Annotated in this window: 13 protein-coding genes, 1 tRNA gene and 1 riboswitch; of the genes, 11 read left to right on the top strand and 3 right to left on the bottom strand. The window is 41.1% G+C overall.

What is annotated here, in order from left to right; genetic code table 11:
* Positions 1 to 121: 121 nt before the first annotated feature.
* From BUB77_RS06305 to BUB77_RS06260, 10 genes are all read left to right on the top strand, one after another.
* Positions 122 to 334: a hypothetical protein gene (locus BUB77_RS06305; protein ID WP_139241125.1), complete on the top strand. Its 213-nt coding sequence runs from the start codon at positions 122 to 124 to the stop codon at positions 332 to 334.
* 79 nt (positions 335 to 413) lie between these two features.
* Positions 414 to 1181, top strand: a complete 768-nt coding sequence (locus BUB77_RS06300; protein WP_073274022.1) for a FliA/WhiG family RNA polymerase sigma factor — start codon at positions 414 to 416, stop codon at positions 1179 to 1181.
* 14 nt (positions 1182 to 1195) lie between these two features.
* Complete coding sequence (locus tag BUB77_RS06295) at positions 1196 to 2800, top strand: DUF342 domain-containing protein (RefSeq protein ID WP_073274020.1); 1605 nt, start codon at positions 1196 to 1198, stop codon at positions 2798 to 2800.
* Positions 2801 to 2813: 13 nt separating this feature from the next.
* Positions 2814 to 3125: a hypothetical protein gene (locus BUB77_RS06290; protein ID WP_073274018.1), complete on the top strand. Its 312-nt coding sequence runs from the start codon at positions 2814 to 2816 to the stop codon at positions 3123 to 3125.
* Between the two features lie 47 nt (positions 3126 to 3172).
* Complete coding sequence (locus BUB77_RS06285; RefSeq protein ID WP_073274017.1) at positions 3173 to 3817, top strand: DUF6115 domain-containing protein; 645 nt, start codon at positions 3173 to 3175, stop codon at positions 3815 to 3817.
* 142 nt (positions 3818 to 3959) lie between these two features.
* Positions 3960 to 4562, top strand: a complete 603-nt coding sequence (locus BUB77_RS30270) for an endolytic transglycosylase MltG (protein WP_207650834.1) — start codon at positions 3960 to 3962, stop codon at positions 4560 to 4562.
* 228 nt (positions 4563 to 4790) lie between these two features.
* Positions 4791 to 4873: riboswitch (cyclic di-GMP riboswitch) on the top strand.
* A gap of 100 nt (positions 4874 to 4973) precedes the next feature.
* A complete protein-coding gene (locus BUB77_RS06275) occupies positions 4974 to 5933 on the top strand; it encodes a 3-oxoacyl-[acyl-carrier-protein] synthase III C-terminal domain-containing protein (RefSeq protein WP_073274013.1) in 960 nt (319 codons plus the stop codon).
* Between the two features lie 433 nt (positions 5934 to 6366).
* The gene (gene hydF, locus BUB77_RS06270) at positions 6367 to 7581 is read left to right on the top strand and encodes a [FeFe] hydrogenase H-cluster maturation GTPase HydF (RefSeq protein ID WP_073274012.1); all 1215 of its coding nucleotides are present in this window, start codon (positions 6367 to 6369) and stop codon (positions 7579 to 7581) included.
* A 41-nt stretch (positions 7582 to 7622) separates the two neighbouring features.
* Positions 7623 to 8936: an aspartate ammonia-lyase gene (locus BUB77_RS06265; protein ID WP_073274010.1), complete on the top strand. Its 1314-nt coding sequence runs from the start codon at positions 7623 to 7625 to the stop codon at positions 8934 to 8936.
* Positions 8937 to 9257: 321 nt separating this feature from the next.
* On the top strand, positions 9258 to 10568 hold the full coding sequence (locus BUB77_RS06260) for an MFS transporter (protein WP_073274008.1): 1311 nt from the start codon (positions 9258 to 9260) through the stop codon (positions 10566 to 10568).
* Between the two features lie 65 nt (positions 10569 to 10633).
* Here BUB77_RS06260 and BUB77_RS06255 read toward each other — a convergent pair whose 3' ends face one another.
* The 3 genes from BUB77_RS06255 to BUB77_RS06245 all read right to left on the bottom strand — a co-directional run bounded on the left by BUB77_RS06255 (position 10634) and on the right by BUB77_RS06245 (position 12151).
* Positions 10634 to 10873: a ribonuclease HII gene (locus tag BUB77_RS06255; RefSeq protein ID WP_073274006.1), complete on the bottom strand. Its 240-nt coding sequence runs from the start codon at positions 10871 to 10873 to the stop codon at positions 10634 to 10636.
* A 128-nt stretch (positions 10874 to 11001) separates the two neighbouring features.
* The gene (locus BUB77_RS06250) at positions 11002 to 11913 is read right to left on the bottom strand and encodes an AraC family transcriptional regulator (protein ID WP_073274004.1); all 912 of its coding nucleotides are present in this window, start codon (positions 11911 to 11913) and stop codon (positions 11002 to 11004) included.
* Between the two features lie 154 nt (positions 11914 to 12067).
* Positions 12068 to 12151 (bottom strand) — tRNA-Leu (locus tag BUB77_RS06245).
* 261 nt (positions 12152 to 12412) lie between these two features.
* On the opposite strand from BUB77_RS06245, the gene BUB77_RS06240 reads away from it, so the two are divergent.
* On the top strand, positions 12413 to 13000 hold the full coding sequence (locus BUB77_RS06240; RefSeq protein ID WP_073274002.1) for an anti-sigma factor family protein: 588 nt from the start codon (positions 12413 to 12415) through the stop codon (positions 12998 to 13000).
* Positions 13001 to 13065 lie beyond the last annotated feature (65 nt).

Genomic DNA, 13065 nt, shown 5'->3' with positions numbered 1-13065 from the left:
CCATTTTCACACACAAATTTGTGCCTGCGGCCAAAAGTTTGCAGGCTTTAAGAAAGGCTTGGTTATTTATATGAGGGACCGATATATAGCACCGGCAGTAATGCTTATAGCAGGTGTGGTTATGAGTATAATAAATATTATTAATCATGAATCGCTGTTAACAGGCCTTGAAAGACTGTTACTTGTACTTGTCTGCTTTTATATCATCGGGAAAATAGCAGCAGCAATTATAAGAAAGGTTACAACGAAAACTGTTATAGCTGAGACAGCGGATATTGGTATGACAGAGAATGTTGATGAGGCGGAAAACGTTCAGGATACCGAAACAGAGTAAACATGGAAGGCAGATGGTTATTGGAATTTGCTGTATTAAGCAGGGAGGCTGAGATTTTTAGGAATTTGGGGGTATACGGATGAATACAGAGTGTAAGGCCAAACTTTGGGAAGATTACAGTAAGCATAAATCTCCGGAAGGGCGGGAAAAACTCATAACAGAATACGCTGGATTAGTAAAGGTCGTAGCCGGAAGGCTTAGTATGTATCTGGGATACAATGTTGAGTATGAGGACCTGGTAGGATACGGAGTCTTCGGACTTATTGATGCGGTGGACAAGTTTGATTATTCAAAGGGGGTCAAATTTGAAACCTACGCAAGCTTTCGAATCAGAGGTGCAATTCTGGATGAAATCCGCAAAATGGACTGGATACCCAGAACATTAAGACAAAAGCAGCGTAAAATGGATGCAGCCTACCAGAAATTAGAGAGCCAGCTGGGCCGTGCTGCAACAGATGAGGAAATGGCCAAAGAGTTAGAGCTTTCCCAAAAGGAATTGGAGCTTTGGCAAAATCAAACGAATATTTCAAATTTATTTTCTCTGGATGAATATTTAGAGCAGGGCAGTGAAGGCAGCATGGAAGCAAACCTAAGTTCCCAATACGAAACACCGGAGCAGATTACGGAAAGAAATGAACTGAAAACCATACTGACTGAGACTTTAAACATTCTGACGGAAAAAGAAAAGAAGGTCATTGTATTATATTATTACGAAGAACTTACGCTAAAGGAAATCAGTAGTGTTCTTGAAGTATCAGAATCAAGAATTTCACAGTTACATACAAAGGCATTGCAGAAGATGAGACTTAAATTAGGAAATAATATTGAATTGTTGTTTACGATATAATAAGGGAGAAGAGTATGGATAATAGGAACGGTTATTTCCAACTTGATATGAAAGCAGATGGAACTTATATCAGATTGATTCCAGGCAGACCGGACGGTAAAGCACTGGAGTTTGACGATTTGTCAAAATATTTAAGTAAGGTCAAAATTTATGACTATGATATTAATTCTCTTGCAAAAGCCTTGACTGTGTCCAAAGAAAAGCCGGTCGAGTGTAAGCTTACGTTAGCAAAAATTCCAAATATTGACGAGATGCTGGAGATAGCAATTTCAGCAGATAAGATGTATGCGGAGGGTATCTTTTACCCGCCTTCTGTGGGGGGAAGAAGGTTAAAGAAGGACGATATTGTTGATATAATGAGAAAGTCAGGAATTAAATACGGTATTATTGATAATATTATTGATGACTACATAAAAAACCCGATTTACAATGATGTAATTATCATAGCCAGAGGAGCAAAACCAACTGAGGGAAAAGATGCTGAAATCATCTATTATTTTAATACGGACAAAACACTGAAGCCCAAGGAAAAGGATGACGGTACAGTAGATTTTCATCAGCTCGATATGATCAGCTCCATAAACAAAGGGGATTTGCTGGCGCAATTAATACCTGAGGTAAATGGTGCCCCTGGTACGGATGTAATGGGCACAAACATACTTCCCAAAAAAATAATGAGAAAAGTACTAAAGCACGGCAGGGACATCTATTTATCGGAAGACGGACTTAAGATGTTTTCAAGTGTCAGCGGCCATGCTGATTTGGTAAATGATAAAGTATTTGTTTCCAATACCTTTGAAGTCCTTGCAGATGTGGATTCTTCCACAGGTGATATTGAATACGAGGGCAATGTTACCGTAAAGGGTAATGTTACATCGGGATATTCCATACGGGCAAAGGGTGACATTATTGTTGACGGTGTTGTTGAAGGTGCCAGACTCTATGCAGGAGGCCAGATTGTTTTAAAACGAGGCATGCAGGGGATGAACAAGGGTACCATGGAGGCAGAGGGTAATATCATCACCAAATTTATAGAAAATGCTGTTGTAAAATCAGGAGGCTACATTACCACAGAGGCCATATTGCACAGTAAGGTCTCGGCCAGAGGAGATATTACCGTAGGCGGCAAAAAGGGCTTTATAACCGGCGGTGAGATCACATCCGGTACAGCCATTACCGTAAAGACAGCAGGCTCTACTATGGGAACCTATACCCTTCTGGAAGTCGGTATAGATCCTAAAAAGGTGGAAAATTACAAGGCTATGCAGAAACGGATAACCGGTATTGAAGCAGACCTTGATAAGCTGCTGCCTATTATAGATACCTATAAAAGAAAGATAAGCCAGGGAGAAATATTCTCCCAGGAAAAGTTAGATTACATACGAATAGCAACCAATAACTGCATTATGTTAAGAAAAGAATTGAAAGAATGCCAGAACCAGTTTGAGCAGCTTCGTGCAGAAATTGGTAATAATGACGAAGGGTGGATTAAAGTCGAAAATATTGCCTATCCTGGAGTGAAAATTGTGATATCCAACGTAATTTATTACATAAAGACAGAAGTACATTACTCTAAATTTATCAGGGATAGGGCTGATATTAAGATTGTTGGATTGTAAAGGAGGTAGTGATATGCCGATAACGCCAATTGAAGTTGCATCCATGGCACCTAAGTCACAGGAGGTTTCAAACTATAAGCATCAGGAAAGCCAGAAACCCATCAATGACCAAATTCTAATCCATGATAAGCTGAGCCATGAGGTGAAGCAGAACAGCCAGCAGGCTGTTAAAACAGCGAAGGGTGAAAACAAGGAATACCGTTATGACGCCAAGGAAAAGGGGAATAACAGCTATTCAGGTTCAAACTCAAAGAAAAAGAAAAAAGAAGAGTCCAAGGAAGAGAAGAATAAGATGAAATCCGGCTCTATCGATATCAGGATATAATGCAGTAAAGTAGATACAGATATCACATTCTATCCGGAGGATATATTATGGGAACTTTAGCAATTATCCTTATCATAATAGGAATTGCGATAATTATAATCAGTTGTTTTATGGTGGATAAGACCGATAAGAAGAGCAGCGATTTTGTTCTTGATACAGCACTGAACCAAAGTATGACTGATTTTAGCAGTGATTTAAAGCAGAAATTTGAAGATGCATGCAACGAAACAACGGAGGGGTATTTATTCAAAGCGGATAATCAATTGAGTCAGCTTTCCAATGAGAAAATTATAGCAGTAAATGATTTTTCAGAGCAGATACTGGAAAAGATTAAGCACAACCACGAAGAGGTTGTATTTCTCTACAATATGCTCGGAGAAAAAGAAGAGGACCTTAAAAGCCTTATGAAAAATGCAGACCGGCAGAAAAAGCTGCTGGAAGAAGCCAGCGCTCATCCTGTAGCGGCAGAGAATAAAGCTCCGCAGCCTAAGAAAAATACTTCTGCTAAAACAGAGGCTAAAGCAGTAAAGCCGGCAGATAACGTGGAAACCGGAGGAAATTCCAATCAGAAAATACTTGAATTGTATTCCAATGGTTTTTCTATTGTGGATATTTCAAAGACCCTGGAAATCGGGCAGGGGGAAGTTAAACTGGTAGTTGATCTGTATAGGGAAAATGGTAAGCAGCAGTAAAAGTATTTAGATAACAGAAAGAAGTGAAAGAAAATTGAAACATAGAAAGGATGCCGCTAACAGATTCTTTCACTCATATTTATTTGTGGCAATATTGCAGACTGGTCTGCTGGCAGGCCTGTGATATGCAATGGGTGTAAATATGAACTTAAAATATTATATCAGAGGGATAGGTGTCGGGATACTTTTTACAGCTGTTATAATGTCTGTAGCATTTCATTCAATGCCAGGCAAAGAACTTACAGATGCTCAGATCAAGGAAAGGGCAAAAAAATTGGGAATGGTTGAAAGTGAATCGGCAGACTCTTTAAAGGATCTGCTCAGTACGCCCACGGCTACTCCTACGCCAACAGACACCCCCACTCCTACGGAAACTCCCACTCCCGAAGACAAGTCAAAAGAAGGCAAGGGGAAGGATTCAAAAGAAACAGAAGGAGCTGCTGATACGAAAAAGGCAGAGGACTCAAAAGATTCAAATGATTTAAAAGATGAGGGAAAAGATGTTCCGGCTTCCACGACCAAAGGAACATCTGCAGAAGATTCCATTGAAGTAGATATAACCGTGGGAATGACTTCAGAGCAGGTGGCCAGGCTTTTAAAAGAGAAAGGCATTGTGGAAGATTCCGCTGCATTCAACCAGTATCTGGTAATCAATAACTATACCACAGACATAAAAATCGGTAAATTTCAATTAAAGACCTATGCTGCTTATAAGGATATCGCAGATTTGATAATAGAAAAATGAAAAATATCAGCCTAAGCTCATATGCAGCAATCAAATCTGCTTGTGGGCTTTTATTATTATTTGAGCAAAGGTCTATTTTAGTTGCAATGGAGACCAAAACGAAACATAATTTGTCTAAGAATGGCAAATCATAAGAAAAATGCTTGCTAATAATCGAAAAATGTATATAATATAATTGATAATAGGTCATTTTTACTATTGCTTTTAGATAACTGTAAATTTAATACTGTAAGATAAAGGCAAACCTGTCGAAAGGCAGGGACGCAAAGCCACGGGTCTAAAGCAATTGCTAGGGCAGCCGGGCTACCATGTTTAAGACTAGCCATGGCATTCTGGGCTGGTTTTTGTTTTTTATGGGACCTTTACTTGTTAAATATACGATGAAATAAGTATACAGATCGAGGAACAATTATGGTACATATTAAAATCAGAGACATAGCAGTAAGCCATGGATATTATATTTCCAATCAAATTAAAAACAGAAAAATTATTTCAGAGAAAATCAAGGGAAATATCGTGGTCGAGGAAGCGGCGGCCAATAAAAGAAGTGCAAGCAAGTATAACTGGCAGAATACAATTATGCTTTCCCTTGATGCTATTCAGGAATTGTTTTTTAAGAGCAACTTATCCGGGGCTGACATGGATATGATTGTGTTATCCAGTCAGCTGCCTGAATATGTGGCACCTGCCACATCAGTAAAAATACATAATGTAATCGGCGGAAAAAAAGAATGTATCTGCTACGACGTCAATTCCAATGGCTGCGGTATGACAATGGCCTTTGACCAGATTTCAAAGTATATGTCGGTAAGCCCTCATATAAACCGCGCCCTTTTGGTTGGCTGCGATTATATGAACCTGGATAAAAATAATCTTGGGGATGCGGCCTGTGCCATTATACTGGAAAAGACGGAAGAAGACTGCGGAGTATGTGATACCTTAAGCCTTGTAGGGATGGACGATAATGACAGCAATCAGTTTCCCAATTACGGATTTTCCAATTTATTCATGATAAAAAAGGGAACTAATTTAAGATTTTCCATGGCAGTTAAAAAGCCAAATGGGATGAAGTCTGTGGAGGATTCCATTTCAACGATTCTCAGCCGCAATGGTCTGGCGAAGGAAGATGTCAATATGTATTGCTTTTCACAGAACAATAAAATGGGACTTGAGAGTATCCGGGAGATATTGCATATAGATAAGGCCATCAGCCCCTATATCGGTGATATCTACGGCGATACAGGTACCAGCAGTACCTTTATTACACTCTATGAGGCCTGGGAAAAGCAGTTAATCAAAAGAGGAGATTATTTTTTAATGTGTGCTTTTGGAAGAGGAGCCCAGACAATAACCTTACTCTGTAAATTTTAAGTGGTAGAAGCGGGGTTATGAACTTGCTGTATGCAAAATGTCATGACAAACGAAGACCAAATAATGGATATGCACAGATGACCAAGGGGGTTGTTTTGAGTTTTGTCTCAAGAGGTTCCTTATGACACTTAAGCGGCAGGAAACGTGACTAGGTAAAACAGTACCACTGTTTGAGCTTGATAACTAACACAGCCAAGTTTATACAGCGAGTTTGGTACTGATTTACCTGCCAGTTACGTTTTCTGCCGCTTTAGCGAAATAAGGGTTCTCGCATAACAAAACTCAAAACAACCCCCTTGGTCATCGTCCGCTTCCATAAACTTTCTTTAATTCGTTTGCCGCGTTCGGAATGTCAGTACTTCTTGATTTGACATGGATTTTGTGATACCATTAGCACGCATGGGTATGTAATAATCACAAAGGAGATGGCAGTATGGGATTAAATGAAACACCCTCCGCAGACAGGGTGCATATCGGCTTTTTTGGAAAGAGGAATGCAGGTAAATCAAGCCTTGTGAATAGGATTACAGGGCAGGAGCTATCTGTCGTATCGGAAATAAAGGGGACTACTACGGACCCTGTATATAAAGCTATGGAATTACTGCCCATGGGCCCAGTGATGATAATAGATACTCCCGGTATTGATGATGAAGGCTCCCTGGGAGAGCTTCGAATCAGAAAGACCAGGCAGGTCTTAAATAAAACAGATATAGCAGTAATCATTATTGATGCTGTAACCGGGACAGGGGTTTCTGACGAAGAATTAATGAAGCTTTTTGAAGAAAAGAATATCCCCTGTCTGGTAGTATATAATAAAGCAGATTTATTGGAAGAAGAAAAGAAACCTCAAAAAGAAAACGAAATTTATGTGAGTGCGGTTACCGGGGAAAATATAGAAGCCTTAAAGGAAAAAATTGCAGCACTTGCTCCAACAGAGGATAGTAAGCTGCGCATTGTAGGAGATGTAATTCATCCCTCCGATTTTATCCTTCTGGTTGTTCCCATTGATAAGGCTGCCCCCAAGGGCAGGCTTATTCTTCCCCAGCAGCAGACAATACGGGATATATTAGAGTCAGATGCAACAGCTATTGTTGTTAAGGAGTATGAATTAAAGGAGACTTTAGAGAACCTTGGGAAGAAACCAAGCCTTGTCATTACGGACAGCCAGGTATTTGCCAAGGTGTCCGCAGATACTCCAAGGGATATTCCCCTTACCTCCTTTTCCATCCTTTTTGCAAGATATAAGGGGCTTTTACAGGAAGCAGTAAAAGGAGTTGCTGCCCTTGAACAGCTGGAAGAGGGAGATACCATATTGATTTGTGAGGGGTGTACCCATCACAGGCAATGTGATGATATCGGAACCGTAAAGCTGCCCAGGTGGATTAAAAATTATACCGGAAAGGAATTTCAATTCGCCTTTACCTCAGGCGGCCAGTTTCCGGAGGATTTAAGCCCTTATAAGCTTATTGTACATTGCGGAGGCTGTATGCTGACGGAAAGGGAAGTAAAATACCGCCAGAAGTGCAGTGTTGACCAAAAGGTACCCATTACCAATTATGGTATTCTGATTGCCTACATGCAGGGAATATTAAAACGGAGCCTGGAAATATTTCCGGCCATTTTGGAGGAATTACAGGAAGAGGAGTAGTTCAAATATCTTAAAATCTGCATTGAATAGAGGATAAGCAAATGGATGATGCATATCAAATCTCCCCTCAGAAGGAAGTACTCTATGGGGAAGAGAGCAGGAAAGCACTTGCTAATTTTGCACTGAATTATAAAGAAACGAACCTTAAGCTTATATATGCAATTGTAAAGGTAAAAAAAGCAGCGGCAAAAACCTATGTGAAGCTGGGAACCGGGAAAGCCGGTGTATATGAGTCGGTGGTCAGGGCCTGTGACAGGATACTTGCCGGGGAATATAAGGAACAGTTTGTAGTGGATGCCCTTCAGGGCGGGGCAGGTACCTCCGCCAACATGAACGTAAATGAAGTGGTCACAGCCCTGGCAGGTAAGATTTGGAGGGAAGAAAAGAAGGAAGAGCTTCTTATACATCCTCTTGATGATGTAAACCGGGGACAGTCAACCAATGATGTGTATCCGACAGCCCTGCGTATTGCCTCCATTGAGCTGCTGAGAGAATTAAGCGATGGCTGTGCTAAGCTGCAGCAGGCTCTTCAATTAAAGGAAAGAGAATATGAAGGGATAAAAAAGCTTGGCAGAACAGAGCTTATGGATGCAATTCCTGTCACTCTGGGAGAAGAATTCGGTGCATATGCCCAAGCCGTGGCAAGGGACCGTTGGAGGCTTTACAAGGTAGAAGAAAGGCTGCGGCAGGTTAATCTGGGAGGAACCGCCGTGGGGAATTCCAGTAATGCGGACAGAAAGTACCGCTTTATGGTAATAGAAGAGCTCCGGGAAATCACCGGGATGGGCCTTGCAGCGGCGGAATACCCGATGGATATTACCCAGAATAACGATGTGTTTGTTGAGGTTTCAGGGCTGTTAAAGGCTTTGGCAGTGAACCTCATGAAAATATCAGGTGATTTAAGGCTCATGAATTCCGGTCCCCATGGGGGAATCGGAGAGATACATCTGAAGCCCCTTCAGGCCGGGAGTACGATTATGCCGGGAAAGGTCAATCCGGTAATTCCCGAGATGGTGACCCAGGTCGCTATGAAGGTTATGGCAAATGATTATGCCATTACCATGGCTGCTTCCCGGGGAGAATTCGAGCTGAATGCATTTCTGCCCTTGATCGCAGACAGTCTCCTTGAAAGCCTTATGCTCCTTGAAAGGGCAGTGGAGCTGTTCCGAAGCAAATGTATCGAGCAGCTGGAGCCGGACAGGGAAAGATGTGAGGCCTTATTGGAAGGCTCCTATGCCTTTGCCACCTCCTATACCAGAGTATTGGGATATGACAGGGTCAGTGAGATAATAGAGCAGTATAAAGGGAATCCAGGTGCCGTTAAGAAGGCGCTGGAAGAAGAGATAAACAGCTAGTTAAAAAAACTGCTTACCATAAAATTTCAGGAAAGGTTGGGAAAATAATTTGAAGCTCTGTATTGGCTATGCTCCATGCAAGGTCTGAATCGGACGAAGCTGCATGGAGAATAAATCATTCGTCCTAAGGACTTTGCATTTAATCCTTGGTGAAAATTAAAAAAGCAATTTTCACTTTTATTCTAAGCAATATCACAAGTAAACTTGCGATATGCACGGGTAGTGTGAAAATTAAAAAAGCAATTTTCACTTTTATTCTAAGCAATATCACAAGTAAACTTATGATATTGTACGGGTATAAAAAATTAAAGGAGCAAAGTCGTGATACAAAATTTTAAAATAACAGTAAAAGAACTTCATACATTTTTGATTTTATGGATTACCCAGTCCTTTTCACAGCTGGGCAGTTCTATGACAAGCTTTGCATTAGTCGTATGGTCATATCAGGAGAAAGGGTCTGCGTTATCGACCTCGCTGCTGGCAGTCTGCTCTTACATGCCATATGTTTTGCTTAGTATTTTTGCAGGCGCCTTAAGTGATAAGTGGAATAAGAAAATAATTCTGCTGGTCTGTGACAGCCTGGCGGCAGTGGGTTCAGTCACAGTCCTTTTACTTATAAAATCAGGGAACCTGGAAATCTGGCATTTGTATCTAATCAACACGTTTAATGGATTGATGAACACTGTCCAGCAGCCGGCAGCTGATGTTACCATGAGCCTTCTGGTACCTCAAAAGCATTACCAGAAGACAAGCGGCATGCGCTACTTGTCTAATTCACTGGTTACTTTACTGGCACCTATACTGGCAAGTGCCCTGCTTGCATTAACAAGCATGGAAGCTGTAATCCTTTTTGATTTATTTACTTTTTTTGTGGCATTTATTACGCTTTTGGGATTTGTAAATATTCCGGAGATATTGGATAGCAGTTCCGCGAAAAAGGAACCCCTGTTCCAATCTGTAAGATGCGGCTTAAAGTATTTAAAAGATAACCGGGGAATACTGGATTTAATCCTGTTTCTTGCAGCAATTAATTTTCTTGCATCCATATATAATGCGGCCCTTCCCGCCATGCTGCTTTCAAGAAAGGGCGGGGGTGAAAATGTCCTTGGAATTGTAAATGCCTGCACTGGCCTTGCCACACTGGCAGGCAGTATGTTCATGACCTTTATGCCTGCGCCGAAGAACCGTGTACGGGTTATATTTAACTCCCTGCTTTTTTCCATGAGTACGGAAAACTTTATTCTGGCTCTCGGAAGAAACGGTGCTGCTTGGTGCCTGGGAGCAATTGCAGGCTGGCTATTCATTCCTGTAATGGGGGCTAATATGGACGTAATTTTCCGAACCAAAATTCCGGCTTCCATACAGGGAAGAGTATATGCCACTCGCAATTCCCTGCAATTTTTTACAATTCCCCTGGGGTACTTATCCGGCGGGATACTGGTTGACCGGGTGTTCGAACCTTTTATGAAAACACAGGCCGGGAATAGTCCCTGGATTACGCTGTTTAGCAGCGGAAAGGGTTCGGGAGCAGCCATGCTGTTCATGCTGACAGGAGCAGCCGGAGTGGTGGTATGTTTACTTTTCCGGAGAGATAAGAATATCTGGCAATTGGAAAGTGAAGAGAAGCAGTAAAAAGGAGAGGAGCCTGACCCGGAAGCGGTCAGGCTCCTTATGATAAAGTTCTTACAAGCAAATTGTCAGCAGTCCCCAATGGAGTAAAAGACAATGTTCATGTAATCTTTTGGGAATGGAATATCCAGGGCGAGCCCCAGGAAATTTTTATTCTCCCGGTACCTTTGCAGCAGCTCATTCTGAATACCGAATTGTTTGTTGATGTTTTCTTTCCTGCCGTCCGGCTGCAGCAGATTAACTGCTCCGGCACATTCATTTACTACTCTAAAAAAGCCTTCCATATTCAAGATATTTAGTCTTATCATTGCATACCCTCCATTCAGGAAAAACAGTGGTCGTGCGGTGACTGCAATGAATTTTTCAGATTGCCCTGCCACCTTTACGGATATCATTATAGTGCAATCTTTTCTGAATAAATATCTTATTTCCGCCTTTATATATCACTATCCTGCCATTTATGGCGATATTCTATGGGAGTGCAGCCGATATATTCCCGGAACACCTTCCCGAAATAGCTGTTGCTTCCCAATCCGCAGGCATGGCTGATAAAGGTAATTGTTTCCCGGCTCTTGGCCAGCATATGGCAGGCTATTTGCAGCCGGTATCTTTTGATATAATCCACAGGCGTTGTATGCAGGCAATCATGGAAAGCCCGGAAGCATTCACGTTCACTGGAAAAAGCAGCAGAGGCAATCTCTGAGATTGAAATTTTTTCTGAATAATGCTCATGGATATATATCATCATCAATTTGACCTTATCGTTTATTTTGTCATAAGCGCCCTTTTCATCCAGCATAGGGCGGGACATGGAAAGAAGCTGAAGCCATATGTCGGATAATACTCCCCGCAGTTTTATTTCATATCCAAAATCATCTTCGGAAAGCTGAAAAGATTCACGAATTGTATTTAATAACTGGGACTGCTCCGGATGATCAGGGTACAGTGGGATGATTTCCAGCTGGGGGACGGCAATAATCGGAGTAATATAGCTTTGTTCAATCAGGTTTCCCTGCTGCCCGGCTATGAAAGAGGTATCAAAAATATGCAGGAGCTGAATGCTTTTCCCTGATTCTGCCAGGGGTCTTGTCATGTGCAGTACATTAGAATTGACCATTCCGCCGGAACCTGCCGGAAATACCTGTTTTCCTTTTGGCGTGTAATACTCTAAAACACCGCTTTGCATATAAAATAATTCCACTGCTTTATGCCAGTGCCAGGGTACGAAGCTTCCCATGTATTTATCGAATTCAACACGTGAAGCAATGTATGGAAAATCGGAAGCAAAATTCGGTAATAATTCTTCTTTGCTTCCCGTATGAAATTCTATAGTAGAAATATTTTTCAAAACGCTTTCAGCTCCTTTGGCTTATTCTACCAGGGTAGAACTTAAAGAAAAACATCGGTATCCTGGAAATTCCAATAATCTGATTTCTAGTTTACAATAAAAAATAAAAGAAGTCGATTGCTATTAATCGACTTCTTTTTACAAGATACTTTAATGCCGGTGGTGGGACTCGAACCCACACGCCCTTGCAGGCAACGGATTTTGAGTCCGTCTCGTCTGCCAATTCCAACACACCGGCTGATTATGATATTATTACTGATTTAACAGTGTCTTGAACCAGCGAAATCCATTTTAACATAAACTTAAACAGAAAGCAAGAAAAATTTACATAAATTAATCTTAAGCATAAATTGAAAGTTTAGTTGAAACATTATTAAAAAAAGGGTAAAATAAATAATTAAACATATAAATTAATTCCTATGATATACACTGTATGCATCAGAACCCCTCCAAAGAAGGAAAAGAGAAAGCATACAGCACCTGAAAGGGTTGAAAGAATATGAACTGCATGGAAGTTCAAAGGCTTATGATGCCTTTTATTGATAACAAACTAAGCATAGAGCAATTGGAAGAATTTATGGAGCATATCAAATCCTGCCCCGACTGCATGGAAGAACTGGAGGTCCATTACATTCTGTTGACCGGTATGAGACGTTTGGATGCGGATAAAGAAATAGCAGATAACTTTCATGAGGATTTTATTGAGCTGCTGAACGAGAATGAGGATAAGATCATCCATTATAAGTTCTCCCATATAAGAAAGCGGATCATATTGATACTGGTAATATCCATTGCGGCAATCGCCTCCAGTTTTCACATTGGTGAATATGTAGTACAGGATGTTTTAAAGGACGAGCCAAAGAGCAGCAGCTTTCTTACGCAGGATTTGTTTTTTGTGGATTTTTCCGGTTACCGGGAAGAGGAGTTGTCCAATGTGCCGGGAGGGTTGTACTCTGCCAGGATTTTGTATCAATTGGATAACATATACACCTATCTTTATGAAAAGGATGAAGAGGAGGCAAAGCTTTTACAGGAAAAATTCCCGGAGCATTTTGATAAGAACAGCCCTTATCGCAGAAAATACTAGTGCTGCCGTAAGACAGTACGGATGATTTAAGGGCATCAGATATACAAAAGGGATACACAGAGAGA

It is taken from the genome of Anaerocolumna jejuensis DSM 15929, from assembly GCF_900142215.1.
Classification (GTDB): Bacteria; Bacillota; Clostridia; order Lachnospirales; family Lachnospiraceae; genus Anaerocolumna; species Anaerocolumna jejuensis.
Note: the sequence above shows the minus strand (reverse complement) of the source record. Positions and strands in the feature narration are given on the sequence as shown.